The sequence below is a fragment of the Roseovarius sp. EL26 genome, from assembly GCF_900327775.1.
Taxonomy (GTDB): domain Bacteria; phylum Pseudomonadota; class Alphaproteobacteria; order Rhodobacterales; family Rhodobacteraceae; genus Roseovarius.
In genome coordinates this window covers 64,323-80,579 of sequence record NZ_OUMZ01000002.1, presented here as the reverse complement: position 1 = coordinate 80,579, position 16,257 = coordinate 64,323, and the positions used below count along the sequence as shown (strand labels likewise).

General features: G+C 52.9%; 18 protein-coding genes. 5 read left to right on the top strand and 13 right to left on the bottom strand.

Features of this window, described 5'->3' with window-relative positions; all coding sequences use genetic code 11:
• The first annotated feature begins 78 nt into the window (after positions 1 to 78).
• On the top strand, positions 79 to 1,692 hold the full coding sequence (locus D9A02_RS00855) for an ABC transporter substrate-binding protein (RefSeq protein WP_120499097.1): 1,614 nt from the start codon (positions 79 to 81) through the stop codon (positions 1,690 to 1,692).
• A 516-nt stretch (positions 1,693 to 2,208) separates the two neighbouring features.
• Here D9A02_RS00855 and D9A02_RS00850 read toward each other — a convergent pair.
• From D9A02_RS00850 to D9A02_RS00835, 4 genes are read right to left on the bottom strand one after another with little or no spacing between them, the layout of a single operon-like run.
• Complete coding sequence (locus D9A02_RS00850; protein ID WP_120499096.1) at positions 2,209 to 3,000, bottom strand: phosphodiesterase; 792 nt, start codon at positions 2,998 to 3,000, stop codon at positions 2,209 to 2,211.
• Positions 3,001 to 3,020: 20 nt separating this feature from the next.
• Positions 3,021 to 3,989 carry a DMT family transporter gene (locus D9A02_RS00845; RefSeq protein ID WP_254054499.1) on the bottom strand — a complete coding sequence of 323 codons (969 nt, stop codon included), beginning with the start codon at positions 3,987 to 3,989 and terminating at the stop codon, positions 3,021 to 3,023.
• A complete protein-coding gene (gene betA / locus D9A02_RS00840) occupies positions 3,970 to 5,760 on the bottom strand; it encodes a choline dehydrogenase (protein ID WP_367946739.1) in 1,791 nt (596 codons plus the stop codon). Before betA ends, D9A02_RS00845 begins: the two co-directional genes overlap by 20 nt.
• Positions 5,712 to 6,071 carry a cupin domain-containing protein gene (locus tag D9A02_RS00835; protein WP_120499094.1) on the bottom strand — a complete coding sequence of 120 codons (360 nt, stop codon included), beginning with the start codon at positions 6,069 to 6,071 and terminating at the stop codon, positions 5,712 to 5,714. Before D9A02_RS00835 ends, betA begins: the two co-directional genes overlap by 49 nt.
• A gap of 142 nt (positions 6,072 to 6,213) precedes the next feature.
• Here D9A02_RS00835 and D9A02_RS00830 point away from each other — a divergent pair, with 142 nt between their 5' ends.
• The gene (locus tag D9A02_RS00830; RefSeq protein ID WP_162932914.1) at positions 6,214 to 6,831 is read left to right on the top strand and encodes a TetR family transcriptional regulator C-terminal domain-containing protein; all 618 of its coding nucleotides are present in this window, start codon (positions 6,214 to 6,216) and stop codon (positions 6,829 to 6,831) included.
• A gap of 264 nt (positions 6,832 to 7,095) precedes the next feature.
• On the opposite strand, the gene D9A02_RS00825 is transcribed toward D9A02_RS00830, so the two are convergent.
• From D9A02_RS00825 to D9A02_RS00800, 6 genes are all read right to left on the bottom strand, one after another.
• Positions 7,096 to 7,896 carry a hypothetical protein gene (locus tag D9A02_RS00825; protein WP_162932913.1) on the bottom strand — a complete coding sequence of 267 codons (801 nt, stop codon included), beginning with the start codon at positions 7,894 to 7,896 and terminating at the stop codon, positions 7,096 to 7,098.
• 39 nt (positions 7,897 to 7,935) lie between these two features.
• A complete protein-coding gene (locus D9A02_RS00820; protein ID WP_120499091.1) occupies positions 7,936 to 8,493 on the bottom strand; it encodes an SLATT domain-containing protein in 558 nt (185 codons plus the stop codon).
• Positions 8,493 to 8,792: a hypothetical protein gene (locus D9A02_RS19360; protein WP_254054497.1), complete on the bottom strand. Its 300-nt coding sequence runs from the start codon at positions 8,790 to 8,792 to the stop codon at positions 8,493 to 8,495. Before D9A02_RS19360 ends, D9A02_RS00820 begins: the two co-directional genes overlap by 1 nt.
• A complete protein-coding gene (locus D9A02_RS00815; RefSeq protein WP_254054496.1) occupies positions 8,710 to 9,801 on the bottom strand; it encodes a nucleotidyltransferase in 1,092 nt (363 codons plus the stop codon). Before D9A02_RS00815 ends, D9A02_RS19360 begins: the two co-directional genes overlap by 83 nt.
• Positions 9,802 to 10,124: 323 nt before the next feature.
• On the bottom strand, positions 10,125 to 10,832 hold the full coding sequence (locus D9A02_RS00805; protein WP_216824925.1) for an RES family NAD+ phosphorylase: 708 nt from the start codon (positions 10,830 to 10,832) through the stop codon (positions 10,125 to 10,127).
• A complete protein-coding gene (locus tag D9A02_RS00800; protein ID WP_120499088.1) occupies positions 10,829 to 11,245 on the bottom strand; it encodes an antitoxin Xre-like helix-turn-helix domain-containing protein in 417 nt (138 codons plus the stop codon). The genes D9A02_RS00805 and D9A02_RS00800 overlap by 4 nt, the downstream gene beginning before the upstream one ends.
• Before the next feature lie 301 nt (positions 11,246 to 11,546).
• On the opposite strand from D9A02_RS00800, the gene nirK reads away from it, so the two are divergent.
• Both nirK and D9A02_RS00790 read left to right on the top strand, forming a co-directional pair.
• Positions 11,547 to 12,695, top strand: coding sequence for a copper-containing nitrite reductase (gene nirK / locus D9A02_RS00795; RefSeq protein ID WP_120499087.1), 1,149 nt, complete (start codon positions 11,547 to 11,549; stop codon positions 12,693 to 12,695).
• An 81-nt stretch (positions 12,696 to 12,776) separates the two neighbouring features.
• Positions 12,777 to 13,601, top strand: a complete 825-nt coding sequence (locus tag D9A02_RS00790) for an SUMF1/EgtB/PvdO family nonheme iron enzyme (protein WP_254054495.1) — start codon at positions 12,777 to 12,779, stop codon at positions 13,599 to 13,601.
• On the opposite strand, the gene D9A02_RS00785 is transcribed toward D9A02_RS00790, so the two are convergent.
• Together D9A02_RS00785 and D9A02_RS00780 are read right to left on the bottom strand one after the other, a co-directional pair.
• On the bottom strand, positions 13,598 to 14,761 hold the full coding sequence (locus D9A02_RS00785) for an NnrS family protein (RefSeq protein WP_120499086.1): 1,164 nt from the start codon (positions 14,759 to 14,761) through the stop codon (positions 13,598 to 13,600). The genes D9A02_RS00790 and D9A02_RS00785 overlap by 4 nt on opposite strands.
• 69 nt (positions 14,762 to 14,830) lie before the next feature.
• Positions 14,831 to 15,259 carry a pseudoazurin gene (locus D9A02_RS00780; RefSeq protein ID WP_120499085.1) on the bottom strand — a complete coding sequence of 143 codons (429 nt, stop codon included), beginning with the start codon at positions 15,257 to 15,259 and terminating at the stop codon, positions 14,831 to 14,833.
• 99 nt (positions 15,260 to 15,358) lie between these two features.
• Here D9A02_RS00780 and D9A02_RS00775 point away from each other — a divergent pair, with 99 nt between their 5' ends.
• Positions 15,359 to 16,045 carry a Crp/Fnr family transcriptional regulator gene (locus D9A02_RS00775; RefSeq protein WP_120499135.1) on the top strand — a complete coding sequence of 229 codons (687 nt, stop codon included), beginning with the start codon at positions 15,359 to 15,361 and terminating at the stop codon, positions 16,043 to 16,045.
• Here D9A02_RS00775 and D9A02_RS00770 read toward each other — a convergent pair.
• The gene (locus D9A02_RS00770; RefSeq protein ID WP_120499134.1) at positions 16,042 to 16,224 is read right to left on the bottom strand and encodes a DUF1858 domain-containing protein; all 183 of its coding nucleotides are present in this window, start codon (positions 16,222 to 16,224) and stop codon (positions 16,042 to 16,044) included. The two genes, D9A02_RS00775 and D9A02_RS00770, sit on opposite strands and share 4 nt — an antisense overlap.
• Positions 16,225 to 16,257: the final 33 nt, after the last annotated feature.

Genomic DNA, 16,257 nt, shown 5'->3' with positions numbered 1-16,257 from the left:
GCCACTTGGGGAATGCCGGGAAACTTGGATGACACGTGCACAACCTTAGAAACGAAACCCAACTGGAAAGGTGTCTTTATGACCAAGAAAACCGATCAAATTCTATTAGATAAATTGGCCTATGCTGCAAAGATGGGCGGAATCTCACGCCGATCTTTCATGCATTATTCGATGGCGGCTGGCATGACAGCAAGCGCAGCCACATGTTTGTGGACCAGCAGTGCCCACGCGCAGGAACCTCGCCGGGGCGGTACCTTCAAGGTCGGAATGCACGATGGTAACACGTCAGATACCCACGACCCTGGCACATACTCGTCACGTCAGCAGATCTATCTGGCACACCAATACCGAAGCTACCTGACATTGATCGAGCCAGACGGCACACTTGGACCAGATCTTGCGACTAATTGGGCGGCAAACTCGGATGCGTCTGTCTGGACGTTTGAGCTAAACCGCAATGCGTCCTTCCACAGCGGTAGCAAGGTCACTTCAAAAGATGTCATCGCCTCGCTAAACCATCACAGAGGAGACGATTCCACGTCGGCGGCGAAGGCGTTGCTGGCTTCGGTGACGGACATGCAGGCGGATGGGGACAATACTGTCGTCGTCACATTGGATAGTGGCAATGCTGATCTTCCGTGGTTGATGACTGACTACCACTTGCCCATCTGTCCGGCCAATGAAGACGGAACCATGAACTGGCAGAGTGGCGACGGATCGGGCCCTTATAAGATCGATGCTGGCGAGTGGGGCGTAAGCTGGAGACTGAGCCGCCATGAAGGTTGGCATCTTGAAGGTGCCTATTTCGACAAGGTCGAGATGTTGGTACTGAACGATCCGAACGCGCGCCAAGCCGCATTGGTCACAGGCGACGTGGATGCGGTGACATCAATTGACCTCAAGACTTCGGCGCTCATGGAACGTGATCCGAACATCGCAATTGACAATGTGCCTTCCGGCGCGGCGATCACCATGCCGATGCACTGCAACACAGCCCCCTTCGACGACGTCAACGTGCGCAATGCACTCAAGCTGTCGATTGACCGCAACGAGATCATCGAGAAGATTGCGTTTGGTGCAGCATCAATCGGCAATGATTTCCACCACTCTCCGGCCCAGCCGTATTGGCCAGACGATGTCGAACAGCGCGAATATGACCCGGATCGAGCCAAGGCGCTTCTCAAGAAAGCTGGTATGGAAGGCCTCACCGTAAACATTTCAACCGCAGACAGCCTGTTTTCCGGCGCTGTCGACATGTGTGTGCTTTACGCAGCACAGGCAAAAGCCGCCGGCATCACTATCAACGTAGTGCGTGAGCCCAACGATGGCTACTACAATGACGTTTGGTTGCAAAAACCATTCTGCGCTGTGTCCTGGGGTGCGCGTCCGACGCCAGATGTGATGTACACTCTGGCCTACAAGGATGACGCCGCGTGGAACGAGAGCTTCTGGCAGAATGAGCGGTTCAACGAGTTACTTCTGCAAGCGAAGGGAGAGCTTGACGACGGATTGCGTGCAGAAATGTACCGCGAAATGGCGGTCATTGCTCGAGATGACGGTGGTACCATCATTCCGATGTTCAATAACTTCGTCTATGCACGGCGCAGCAATGTCATGCACGGCCCGAACCTAGCCGCAAGCTGGGAGCTTGATGGCGCCCGCGGCCCGAGCCGTTGGTGGTTCTCTGGCTGAACATTAGAAAATTCGTGCACGGCCCCGTTCGCGGGGCTGTGCTATTCAGCGGTGTAATGGTGACGTCCGACATACAGATTTGGCTGCCAGGAATACGGTGTGTGGTACTCGCCAATGGCAAGGTTCGCGCACTGGTCCATGCCTGATCGATCTTCGTAGCGCCTTGGATGAACGGCTGGTTTCTCTGTAGCAAGGCGGTGCAAGACTTCGCGCATCTGCAGCATTTCGCTTACTGCGAGCGCGCGCAGCGGGAATTTCGAATTTACAGGTTGGGCTCATACCCGACCTCGGATGCAGAGCAGCATCGGACTAAAGTCAAATTCAATGGCCAGCGAGAACGGCCCAATGCGGACATTGACCCAGTCATCAACCGCTGCGTTACAGCTTCCCCAGAGCAGACGTTGGTCCGGAGCGCAGCATTGAGTATCAACAGATGACTGCAACGCGGGACATAGTTGCCCTTCGCTGCATCTGCACCAATGCCAGCTTTTGGATTTGGTGACCCATCTATTTAATCTAATACGCGGTCACGCCTAGCTGATAATCGCAGAACTGGTCATATTTCAGGATAACTGATGTGCCGGCGAACTGGATTATCCCGATATTCGGTGCTTCCGTGCTTGGCTTGAACGTGTCCCAGTTCCAGTCTGGCTGAGGAGCTGGTGCCTGGTACAGGACGGACCGCATGGTTGAAAACGGAATGCGGCCAACCGTGCCCGTTATGGGCCGGTGGACGTGGCCTATGAACAAGTACTTTACACATTCAAAGTCTGAAATCAGATCCATGAACGCTTGTCCGTTGTCCATATTTTCCGTATCCTGCATCGGCAACCCGAGCTGCATCGGAGGATGATGCATGAACAGAAAAACGGGTGTGTTTCCAGCGTCTTCAAGTGTATCACGCAGCCATTCACTTCGCGCCTGACAAACCTCTCCTGCATCTGATCCCGCTTTGTGCGTATCCATGCAAACAATTAGCCCATCAGGCGTAGTCACCCTATACTGAATGAAATCAGCCATGACGGAGCCCGGCAATGGTAGAACCTGCCGGAATAAGCCTCGGTCGTCGTGGTTGCCGACCATGGCAAAATAAGGAATGGCAAGGCCGTCCAATCTGGTTGCTACTGCCTGGTAGTCGGCTTGCGTACCACGGTTAACCATGTCCCCGGTTATAAGGCACATCTGAGCATCGGAATGATGATCATTAATGTGATCTATTGCCGCCTGAAGCCGTATGCGTGGATCATGGCCCAGCACATCACCCTTCTGCGTGAAATGCGGGTCTGACATCCATATCAATTTTGTCATTACGATATCCAGTTCAAGGTTTATGATTTTGACGTGCGTAGAAGGATTGCGCCAAGGATCGTAACAAAAGTCGAGATGACTTTTACGAGATCGAGCCGCTCTTTCAGGACCCCCACCCCGATGAGCATAGCGAACACTATGGACGTTTCACGCAGTGCGGTAACGAGTGCGATTGGCGCTTGAGTAAAGGCCCAGATGACAAGTCCATAGGCGGCAAAAGATGCTGTCCCACCTAACAGGCCGGACAGGGCAACCGAACGGTTAGATTTTAACACGTTGAATGTGCATGGTCTCATAAACACCATCCACATCGTCAATACCATCGCATTTCCGATCGCCGCCCAACACCAAAATCCGAGCGCACTTGTCGCCACCCGAGCCCCGATACCATCCACCAATGAATACGCTGCGATAAATGCGCCTGTACAAAGGGCCATAACCACGGCACGAAAATTACGTGTTTTGTCGGCGCGTCTCACCAGCGTGAGAGACACGAGGCCAAGCACTATTAAAAAGACACCTGACAGCTCCATAGTCGTAAATGACACACCCAGGATGCCGATGGAAACCGCCGTGACAATTAGCGGGGCGGATCCACGCGCTATGGGATAGACGAGTGTCAGGTCGCCAGCACGATAGCCTGCGATGAGAAAAAGCTGATAGCCGAGGTGCAATGCGACGCCGCCCATGATCCAAGGCAAAGCTGCCATGCTAACAGAAGGAGCCAGCGGGAGAGCCAGCATTGCGACGGGTACGTGACCCAGCACGACCGCCAACATGGTCGCATGTTTATCGTCGCTGCCTTTTACCAGTGAATTCCAGATCGCGTGCAGACAGGCTGCTAGCAACACGGCAAGAAAGACCGTTGTACTCAATTCAATTCTCCAATTGCCCGCAAAACATCCGCGTAGCGGCACATTGATATGTGCGCATTGCCGATCAAAACGATATACGGATTTGATCTCTCTGTCATAAACAAGCCCTTCCACCGACAAGGCTGCGCTCTTTGGCAAACAGGGCACGCATGTCGCTGCCACTTAGGTTCTGTTCAATGTGAGGTGATCGTTGACAACTTGGCCAGTTCGCGTCGACCATCACAGGAGCGGTATCGGCAGCAGGTAGATGTCTGTCTCTGATCAGATCGGCAGCCCGTTCAGCCAGCATTATCGTTGGTACGTTAATATCCCCAGCGGTTGCCTGCGGCATGACTGAAGCGTCAACGACACGCAGCCCCTCGATCCCGCGCACGCGCATGGTTTCAGGGTCCACAACCGCGTCCTTATCAGTCCCCATTCGGCAGGTACCACAAGGATGATAGGCGCTTTCAACTTTGTTTTTTATAAATTGGTCTATTTGCGTATCGGTTGTGCAGTCTGGCCCAGGGGCCAGTTCGCGCCCTGCGAAAGCTGCCATGGCAGGTTGATTGAAAATCTCACGTGTAAGTCGGACACAGGCGCGCATTTCTATCCAGTCATCTTCCTCACTCATATAGTTAAATCGCACACGGGGTTTATTCCTTGGGTCCGAAGCATCCAGACGCACCCATCCACGGCTTTTCGATCGCTTGGGGCCGACATGAGCCTGAAAACCGTGACCCTGCGCCAGTGACTTGCCATCGTAGGAAATTGCCAGTGGCAGGAAATGAAACTGAATGTCGGGATAGCTAATGCCAGCGCGACTGCGGATATGGGCGCCAGCTTCGAAGTGATTTGTCGCCCCCAACCCGTCACGGCGCAGCAGCCAGCGCAGGCCGATCCTAGCTTTGCCAAGCAAATTCATATGATGGTAGAGTGAAACCGGTTGCTTACATTCCTGCTGCACATAAAGTTCCAGATGATCCATCAGATTGCCACCGACGCCGGGTAAATCGTGGACAACCGCCACGCCCGCTCGGCGTAGCTCTTCCTTCGGGCCGATACCGGATCGTTGTAACACCACCGGTGACATGATCGAGCCTGCGGACAGGATCATTTCAGCCGCCCGCACCTGAACCAGTCTGCCTTTGTGTTCGTATTCGACGCCCACGGCCTTGCGGCCTTCCATAAGAAGGCGGGTCGCATGAGCATGTGTCACAACCCGAAGGTTGCCCCGCGCCATGGCAGGGCGCAGATAGGCCGTGGCGGCACTGCACCGCTCGCCGTCTTTGACGTTCATTTCCATCGGGCCAAAGCCCTCGTGCTGCAGATCGTTCATATTGGTGCTGCGCGCATAACCGGCTTGGACACCTGCCTTGATAAATGCGTGATATAGCGGGTTCGTCTCGGTTCCGCGCTTTACATGGATTGGGCCGCTGCGCCCTCGGAACTTGCCCGTTTCCGCGACACATTCCAGGCGTTCAAAGTAAGGCAGGAGCGTTGCCCAATCCCAACCGGTGGCCCCATAATCAACCCAACGCTCATAATCCATCGGGTTGCCACGCACGTAGCACATGCCGTTGATCGAACTTGATCCGCCCAAACCCTTACCACGCGGCAGGTTCATTACACGGCTATCCAGGTATGGTTCAGGTTCTGTTGCAAATCCCCAGTTGTACCGCTTGGTATTCATGGGGATCGACAGCGCAGATGGCATCCGAACGATGGTGGCGTTGTCGTTTCCACCGGCCTCGATCACCATGATGCGTTTGCGTGTGTCCTCTCCAAGCCGATACGCCAATACGCAGCCCGCTGATCCGGCACCAATGATAATGTAGTCGTACCTCTCCATCCCGATCAGCGAACCATCGCCATAAATTTGACCACTGTTTCGGGTTGTTTCCATGTGCCGGTGAACCCTTTGGGCAGCAAAAACGCCTGACCGGGACCAAAATTGTCCGACGTTCCATCAGGATAAATCAGCTCAACCGTGCCTGCGATCATGTACATGAATTCATCATATCCATAATCGACGATCTCATCTGTGTAGGGCTCGCATTTCCATGTGCCTATGCGCACTTCGTCAGAGGCATGATCAATCACCAGGTTTTCCCATTCCTTGGGTGATGCAACCTCAGGCGCGCTCATTACCATCTGGCGCGGGTCAGCCAACAGCGCATGGGTCCGGGCATCGGTCAGGTCTATGGCGCGAATCATAGCTTGGCTCCTAATGACGTTTCTCAACGCTTAGCATTGACTGAACCGCTGTTCAATGATTCGCTGAACAGTTGTTCAATAATTTTTGTGGCGCTCCAACTGGTGGTGCGTTAGCTATAGCAAACATCAGGAGGCTCTACTTTTGTCACGGACTACGGACACGGAACATCGCAAGGTCCAGATCATTGAGGCCGCCATGGACGTGCTAAACGATCAGGGCTTTTGCACCCTTAAGATAAGAGATGTTGCGCGACGAGCAGGCGTCTCTGCAGGATTAATCTGCCATCACTTTGACACCAAACACGGTCTTCTTCTCGCGGTGATACGCCATGCGGTAACGGCTTACGGCAAGCAATCTGAACTCATCGCGGCTCAGGACACCCCGCCCCGCGATAAGGTGTTAGACCTTGTAAGAATGGCACTTGCGCCAGAGCAATCCAACAAGCGCCTGTCAGCGGTCTGGCTCACTCTCTATTGTCTGGCCGGATCGGATGCAGATTGTCATGCTGAGCTGATACGCTATCAACGGAAAAACCTGGAGGTGATCCTTTCAGCAATCTCGCCTCTGTTCGACGTGGATCAAGCGACGCACATAGCCCACCTGATCGTAGCCCTGATTGATGGTGTTTGGTTGCAGCACGCCACCCGAGCGCAACCGGTCGATCTTGGCGCGGCCCAAGATTTAATCGCCAGCCTTACAGAGCACGCGCTATCGGCGCATCACCTGGATGGATCGAGCCTTACTACAGAAGATCAATAAGCCCATCTCAGCCTGACATGGAGTGCAGCTCAGCGCAGTTTTATAACGAAAGCTGTCGCTCGTACCATTTGCAGTATCCGTCATTAAGGGGCTCACTGCCGCCATCGGAGTAATCGCAGCATCTGCTCGGCAAGGGAAGTTCGTTCCGATAAGGACGGCCCAAAGCCGCCATCCGCTGACTTAGCTTGTAGCTGCGATTGCATTCAGCATTGCAGACATTCGCAATCAATCATTGAGTAGCGGTCAATGTACGTGAACCGCCATTCAACTGAACGGGTCTCGCAGCGCTTGTCGCACGGATGACCAAAAGGGGTGTGGATCCTTGATCCTCTTTGCCACCAAGAACATAAGGCTCTCGATTTCTTTCACTTTGGTTCTGTGGATGTCCGCCAAGCCCCTCGCCTCGTCAGAAGCCAAGCTGAGCTCTTTGATCTCTTTCACGAAATCAGGCAGTGTTCCTGACTTTAGTGTTTCAGGGTAAGCGTGAAGCATATCGGTTCTGCCGCCCTGCAGCGAAAACTCGATTCCCAAGCCAATGTCGCCAGTTTCCAGCCCTTCCGCAAGTTCGGCGGTCTGGTTGGAATCAAGCAACATGAGACTAGAAATTCTAACCTGCCTGTACGGCCGTTTTTCTAGTGACTTACCTTCGCCGTCGATCTTGTCATGCATCGCCGATTTGATTTCCGGACCGACGCCATCTTCGATCATCTTCTTCCACTGCCAATTGTTAAAAAGTGTGGTTTGCTCGACATCAATGAGCGACTTTGCCAATCCATCTGGCAGTGCATTGATCGTACCGTCCAGCTCCAGTGCTTTTACAGGAGGGATGTACTTATTCCCTTCGGTTCGAAAACTGTCCCACTGCATGGGCTTACCTAACGCAATGCTCTCTTTCAACGTCCTCAGATGGGTGTAAATGGACTTGTAAGTATCTCTGAGGAAGCCGCGATCCCGATTGTTTTTCCCAGCACGTATCCCAATAACGAAGCCGCCGAAGCTGAGGATTACAGTCAACAGGGTGCTTGCAACAGACGTCCACGGAAATGGGTCTGGAAAAATATTCAACAATCGCTGCTCCTTAATACTCTAAAATGACAATGCAGGTCACTCAGACCTTCTGTGTGAGGCCGGAAGAAAACAGTCAATCTCATCCGCACTAAAGGTAAGCTCTTCGTTGTTCTTTAAGGCGTCCTGTGCTGCTGCAAACGCTTTCCCGTCAGTTTGTGGCTCGGAGGCATATATGGGTTCCAGTAGCTCCTGAAGCTCGTCCCTTTTGGTACGTGCATCTGCTAGTTCCATCTCAGGTAGATCTGTGATCAGCGAAAAGTAGCTTTCTCGGATTACCCATAACTTTGACGCGGTATCCCGATGTTTCTGCGCCGTTCCACCAGGATCGAAGTTCTTCAGGTAAGCCGCGATGAATAATGACAAAAACGATAGTAGGGCCGTAGCCAACTTCAATCGGAAATCATCGAAGACAACGACACCGACCGCACCTGAACTTGTCAGCGCGGTGACTGCAATCTGTGCCACCTTGTATTGCGCCATTCTGGCTGCACACCGATCCGCCATTTTTAAGTGTGTCTTGTGACTGTAGACCACGCGGCCGAAACACTCACGGATCTGATCTTCGAATTGCGTTTTCAAACCGTCTTCTGGCATCAAGCAGCCTCCGCTTGGCGCCAGTTGATAGGTACCACCGTTGCGCCACGGGCAACCACTACTCCCCGCAGAACAGCATAGCACTCGACAAAGTGGTCTCCCGCAAATGACGTCCGTTCACTCTTCTGGCTAGAACCGTCATCTCTCACGATCTGACCGCGGATTTCATCTCGCGACTCCGCCTCTGCGCCACGATTCCTCACCTTCCAGAAAAGTTCACAACCTTGCGGAAGGTTTCGGGTATCGGCGACGAAAAGCAGGTCTTTGTTGCGCAACAATGGGATGTGCCGAGAAATCATCTCGGTCAACATGGACGGTCGGAAGCCCTTCTGCGATACTCGACAATCGACAATCGACCGACATATCGAACCGAATATCTACGCGGAACCGGTCTTCTACAAACTCTTCGGTATTTCGGAAGACATGAGCATGGGCATTTTGCTCCAGCTTCGCAGGTGCAGGAAAAACTTTTCCAAAGACATCGCGCCACTTTTGGCGCTCATTTTTTTGCCCGGACGCATCGATGGCAACTTGGCAAAGCTCGTATGCCTTCTTGGCTTTCCTCTGGAACTTCTTCTTCACCTTCACATGCTGCCGACTACCAACTGCCAAGTAATACTCGTGATCCTCTTCTTCAGACAAGTATTCGAAGAAGTCGCGGGTCATATAGTCGTAGTAGTAATAACTGCGTTTATCGTAGACGTCGGTTGACTCCAAAAAGTTGTAAGCCAGCGTGTCAATCAATAGTCCGCCCATGGCCACGCCGTGCTTGTTTTTCCACGCCCTGGCCATCTTGCAGAGCCGCCGCAGGTTTCTATTCTTTCGATTATTTGACGCGGCCATCTCTTCAATCTCTTCGCGAGGCTTGGTGATTTTCCAAGAGCCATCACCGACGGTGTCCGGGTATTTGAAACTGCCGTCTGTCAACTCGAAGGCCGGTTGGACCTCGATGTGAAAGTCCTTGTAGAGAACCCTCACCACCAAACGATCAACCTTGACCGTTGTCGTAGGGTACCTGGCGCTGATAGCATCCTTCGCGGCTTTCAATAACTTGTACTGTCCGCCGTCCTTGTAGTCATCCCAACTGGATGAAGGCATAATGAATATCATGTCGAGATCGGACACGCCGTCGATCGCGGTAAACCGGCCGATTGATCCAACTCGAAGGCTGTTTGCGGTCTTTGAATCGGTGTCGCGAAACTCTTTGTTGAGAGCCGAGGTTACCTCTCCGTACCTCAAGCTAATTGTCTCACTGTTCAACACCTGAAGGTTGTCCAGCAGCTCCTCAAAATCTTCTCCGATGCCCATGTTCGTTGTCCTTCTCGATGGCAGCCTCAATATTGTGCAACAGGTCAGCGCCACATTATTTGGTGGCATCTTTTGTGCTTTCATCAAGATGCAGCGTCTCATGCGATTCGCATCAAAGCACCCGCCCACTACAAGAGGCTAGCACAAAACCAGAACAAACTCCACGCCTTTAGCACTCTCGAACTTGAGTGCTAATTTCTTGTCAAAGACTACTCTAGCTACGGCACGCGCACCACGGAATGTCGGCTTTTTTATTTTCAAGACCTTGATATCGCATGTGCGGCGAATGACCGGAAGCCGCCCAATCTGCACGAGCCGCAATGTTACTTTGCTCTTGTGATCTTCGGTTTGAGCTCCCCAGCCCATTCGAACGTCCATGTGTTGCCCTGACGGACATTCTGGACCAAGTGCGGGCGAAGAGCGACCATGCATTGCCCACCTTCATGTCGGATCGAGGGATAGAGCAATCCATTTCCTCCTGACCCGAGCACATCCCGTGCAAGGGTTTGACCGATCGGGTAAGCTTCTGTCGGATCCGAACCCAGAGCGCCGTCCCCTACCCTACTATCGAGATCGTGCAATCGTGTCGTAAACCCTGCAAGTAGCTCGCGGTATGCTGTGATGTTCTCAAATACACCCGTCGCTTCCAGCTCTCGTGTCAGATGCCAAGCCACTTCGGCCTGAGCAGTATCGACAGAACTTTCTCCGTGGCTAGCGTACCACGCACCACGCTCCGGTCCATTAAACCGATTGCCGATGGCCTTCGTATAGCAAAAGGCAGCATTCACATAAGTCCATCCGTATCCAGCGGCCTCGGTTAGAAGTTCTGCAGGATCTAGCCCACCTGGAATGGGAAGCGTGACAGCGCGACGCGCAGACGTGAGCCCTTCAATCTCTTCTATAATCGCTAAGTCGTCCTCATCGTCCACCAATGGGGCCATTGCTGGCTCATCGATGTACGCTGTTGAGATCAAGCGAACTGTTGTCGGATCAGTGAATTCTACTTCCTTGAGATCTCCGATTCTGATCACACTCCACCCCGAAGTGCATCAATGTGCTGTCTAACCTTCATCATCGCTGGAATGCCTCCTTCGCGCATAACCTGGACAGGGCTCTTCCCATTAAACCCTGAACCGAAGTTTGCGGTCTTTGGCCATCCGTAAGTCAAAGGACCATTGAATAAGAGGCGCAGCCCTTTGAAGAGTCCAATCAACAGACTCGCACGTGTGACTTTGTCTTGATCAAGAACCCCCTTGTAGGCCCCGGACTTCATTCGACTCCAAGTCGCGCTTGGGACATCAAATAGCGCAGCTGCTTCAGCGTTGGACAAATCCCAGGCGTCCGCTGCACGTACAACGGCTTTGACAATCGCTGCAATCTTATCTGCCTCCGTTACTGGCTGCACGATGCCTTGCTCGGGAGCGTACTGAATAGGTTTCAACACAAGACTCTCCTTATGATGCAATCATACTAATCATATGATATGATATGTCAAGAAATCATTAAGAAAGTGTTCGTTGGGAGTGAGAGACTCTGATGCGAACAAATGGTTATCGAAATGCCCCAAAACCATGATCACGCCGCCTGCCCACTCATCCGTCGTAGATACCGCTGGCGCACAAATACATAAATACCGACCGGCTTGAGTGGCGACCAACTAGTCAAACATTGTTCTGACACAACGTTTGGCAGCCAACGCAAGATTACACTGTGGGCAGCTTTCTGATTTACGAAGGACCACAGCCATGATCACAAGAAGAACAGCACTATTGGGAACCGCATTTCTTGCATCGGCGCCTGCGCTGATAAAAGCAGCAAGCGCTGAGGAAATCATGGATACCTCGGGCGCCGAACCGGTTGATCTGTCAGCCTTGAAACGGGTCAAACACAAGCTGGTGAAGCCTCCATTTGTGCATCCACATGAGCAAGTCGCAACCGGTGATCCGGTGATCCATGAATTTGAAATGAAAATCATCGAAAAGGAAATCCAGGTCGATGATGATGCTTATCTGCAGGCCATGACTTTCAATGGGTCCGTTCCCGGCCCTCTGATGGTTGTACATGAGGGTGATTATGTCGAGTTGACACTCTATAATCCGCCAGAGAACCTGATGCAGCACAACATTGATTTTCACGCCGCAACTGGCGCGCTTGGCGGTGGGTCTTTAACTCTGGTGAACCCCGGTGAAAAAACCGTGCTTCGGTTCAAGGCCACTCGCCCCGGTACATTTGTTTACCATTGCGCTCCCGGTGGCCCGATGATCCCATGGCACGTGGTGTCAGGCATGTCCGGTGCCATCATGATCCTGCCTCGCGATGGGTTGAGCGATCACAACGGCAAATCTGTTTCTTATGATCGAGTGTTTTATATCGGCGAGAATGACTTCTACATTCCCAAGGATGCAGACGGCAATTACAAGCGCTACGAAGATGTCGGCGAAAGCTATCCCGAGACATTGGACGTGATGAACGGATTGATCCCTACCCATGTCACCTTCAACGGCAAAGTCGGCGCATTAACTGGCGACAACGCACTGACGGCCAAGCAAGGCGAAAATGTCTTGTTCATCCACAGTCAGGCCAACCGCGATAGCCGTCCCCACTTGATTGGTGGTCATGGTGACCTGGTCTGGGAAGCGGGCAAGTTCAACAACATCCCAGAGCGCGATCTTGAAACCTGGTTTATTCGCGGCGGATCGGCCGGTGCGGCGCTCTATGAGTTCCTGCAACCCGGCGTCTACGCCTACGTGAATCATAACCTGATCGAAGCTGTTAATCTTGGTGCGACTGCGCACGTCGTTGTCGAAGGCCAATGGAACAACGACCTGATGGCTCAAGTTGTTGCACCAACTGAATATGACGTAATGCACGAAGGGCGTACTGCCCTGCCATAAGTACGCGGCCACGTTGGACGGCAACAGGTTGGGGGCGCGCATCTGCGGGCCCCTTTTTCAATCAAAACAGGAGCAGGAACTATGAGAGCATTCGTTCTCAGCATGTTGGGTATCGGGGGCGTCACGATCTTGATGGGAGCCTATCTTGCAGGCTTTTTGGGGGGACCGGCAGAATTGCCTGATGACTTGCCCGAAATGCGAGCCTTGCCTTCCGGTGTGACAACTTACCGACCCGTCGGAGACTTTCGGACTGGGACGCGCGTACGCAACGCCCCAAAACAAGTGGTGACAATCCCCGGCAAGCTGGAAATCATGCGGTATCCTGTCACGCAAGCGGCTTATGCCACTTGCGTCGAAGCGGGGGCCTGCAAAGTGACGCTGTCTTCAGGAGCGGAACACCTTCCGCAAACGCTGGTGAATTACCGTGATGCTGTGGATTTTGCACAGTGGCAATCTGATCGCACGGGGCAAAACTGGCGGTTACCTAGCGGCCCTGAATGGGCCTATGCGGCGGCAGAACGATACGTGGATGAAATCGTTGCAGAGGACGCCGATAACTCTGACGATCCGGCACAGCGCTGGATAAAAGCGTACCGGGCGAATGCGATACAACGTGACAACGCCGACCCCACCTTGAGCCCCTTAGGAACATACGACGAGAATTCTCTAGGTATCGGCTATCTGGGCGGCAACGTCTGGGAGTGGACCACCACCTGCTTCAAAAAAGGTGAGATCAATGCAGACGGGCGGGTCATCAAGGAAAGCGAAGATTATTGCGGGGTTCGTCTGGCGCAAGGTGTGCACCGGGCGTTTATTATCGATTTTGTCCGTGACGCCAGTGTCGGGGGCTGTGCGGTTGGCCTGCCGCCCGATCATCTCGTCATCCGACTGATCCGTGAAAATTAATCCACCCTTGGAGCTAAAAACCAAGGCCAGATGCGGGTGCAGATCAGGGTAAAACCTGCCATCCAGAGAAGCGCTGAGATCTGAACGCCTGATACGCCTGCGAGTGCTATGTTTGGCACCAAGGCTCGCACAAGGCTCGCAATCAAAACCAAGGTGAACGCCAGACTGAGGGTCGGCCCCGCAGCGAGAGCCCGCCCCGTATGCCCCAGGCTAGCCCGCAACATGACGGCCGTTGTCATTCCGCCAACCGCCCCCATCCCAAGCACGTGGAGGCCCGCCGCTGAACTCACATCAGATCGGATCAGTGAAAGCGCAAGCAGGGCAAAACCTGCCGGAAGGCAAAGGTAGGAGACATGTAACATCAGTAAGATGGCAGACCGCCGTGCGCGAAACCCTTGCCACCGCAGGGTCCGGACCAGATGAGCGGCGGCGGCGATGCTCAATACTATGGCTGTAAGCATCAAAGGTCCCTTGAAAACCCACAAACCCAAAGCAATCGCTGCGATGCCCAGTGATGTGGCATCAAACCGATCAAATGGCGCGGGTAAAGGCGTGATCTTCTGTTTCAGCAGCCAATTCCGTGTGAAGCTAGGAATCACACGCCCACCAATCAGCATAATCAGCAGGGTCAACACAGCCATCCCTGCGCGGCGGCTATAGTCAGTAGTGCCGAACGTCACCGCCTCATAATGAAAGGCCATGTTTGAAGCGAGCAGCAGAAAGATCAATGCAATGACAATCAAGTTGCGCCAGTTGTGAGAGGCAATCAACTGGTATGCGGTAACAATACAGAGCACAGCTAAAAAACTGCTGTCGATTGCCATGATCCAACCAGCAGATAGTCCGGTTGCACCAAGAACTGCAATCCGCCCTGCCACCCACAAAATTACCAAAAACGCCAAGGCCCAACCTTTGATTGGTACGCCTCCGGTCCAATTGGGAATTGCGGTTAACAAGAACCCGGCAATGACCGCCGAGCTATAGGCAAATAGCATTTCGTGAATATGCCAATCCGTGGGTGAGAAGGGACCTTGCAGTACCAGCAATCCGTGCCAAATCATCATCCAAAGCGCGATGGCGCCCACTGCAAACCCGGTGGCAAGCAAAAAGAAAGGCCTGAAGCCCAGATTGAACAAGATGGGAAGCCGAGGTGTTGTCATCTAATCCAGCTAAAATAGATTTTAGACGACCCCTTACAGGGCCGCCGTCCGTGTACGTCCTATGAAAACTTACTGAACGCTTTCAAACAAAGGAACAAACCGCTTTTTGGCCTTACCCTTTTGTTTGACGGTGCTTGCATCCTCAAGATTAACCGCATCGCCAACCTGGATCAGCGCGACCATTCCCAAGGCGTAGTGCGGTGTACATTTAATCCCGTACACGCCTTCGGCATCAACCTGCAGATCAAAATCGGCACCCAGTTTGCTTTTGAATTTCTCAACTCCTTCAGGCAGCATGCCTTTTATGGATTCCACGTTGTGCCCTTTGTCGGTTGAAATGAAACGGATGGTGTCACCGGGTTGGGCTGCGATATAAGCAGGCTCAAACACCATGGTGCCCTCTTCCCCTTTGTTAAGCATTTTCACTTCGATGGTTTCCGCAAGTGCGCCACTGCCAATACACAAAGTGGCGACAATCGCCAAAGATTTCACAAACATCACAGTTTCCTTTCCGGGGTTGGATGTGTTTGAATTGGTGGCAATGTGAGGGAATTGGGCTTAACACTCTTTGTGCCAAGACAACCTATGGGGCGGAATGTGAACAAACTCGACGAGAGCCTGTTGGCCAACCTGCCGCTTTTTGCGAAACTGGATCGTGCCCAGATCCGTGACATACTTGATCTTGCGACCACCCGGCGCTTTGACGCAGGTGCGACGGTTTTTGAAGAGGGCGAAGCCGCCGAGCATTTTTATCTGTTGTTGGATGGCTATATTCGCGTCGTGCGCCTGACTCCAGCTGGCGAACAAATCATTGCCCTGCATATCCCAAGTGGGCATTTGTTTGGCATTGCTGCTGCTCTTGGTCACACAACATACCCCGCCACCTCTGTCACAGCAGCAGAGTGCCTGTGCCTGAGCTGGCCGATGAGGCATCTGAACGGATTTCTACAAAGTTACACTGGCTTTTCAGACGGAGTTTATAAAACGGTCGGCACCCGTGTAGCCGATATGAACAACCGGATTTTAGAGCTTGCCACGCAGCAGGTTGAACAACGAGTTGCCAATACTTTGTTACGGCTGATCAATCAAACTGGTCGTAAAACTGACGATGGGATTGAGATTGATTTCCCAATCACCCGGCAGGATATCTCCGAAATGACAGGCAGCACCTTGCACACGATCAGCCGGTTGCTCAGCGCATGGGAACGCGAAGGCACAATCAAAAGCACGCGCAAAAAGATTGTGGTCACCGACCCGCATAAATTGGTGTTGCACAGTAGCTAATGCGTGTTGATAGCTTGGCCGAGCTCCTCTCGAAACATAGTTTCGGAAACTCTGTGCTCTAAACATGCATCTTGAATTGTGTGGTATGGCGAAATCGCGCAGCCCACACACAGCATTTTATGTCTGATAAAAACCGGAATGGTCTGCGGCCACCTTTCCATGATGTCGCACAGCAACATATTTGGATCATCAATGTCGGCGACCTGTTCCAC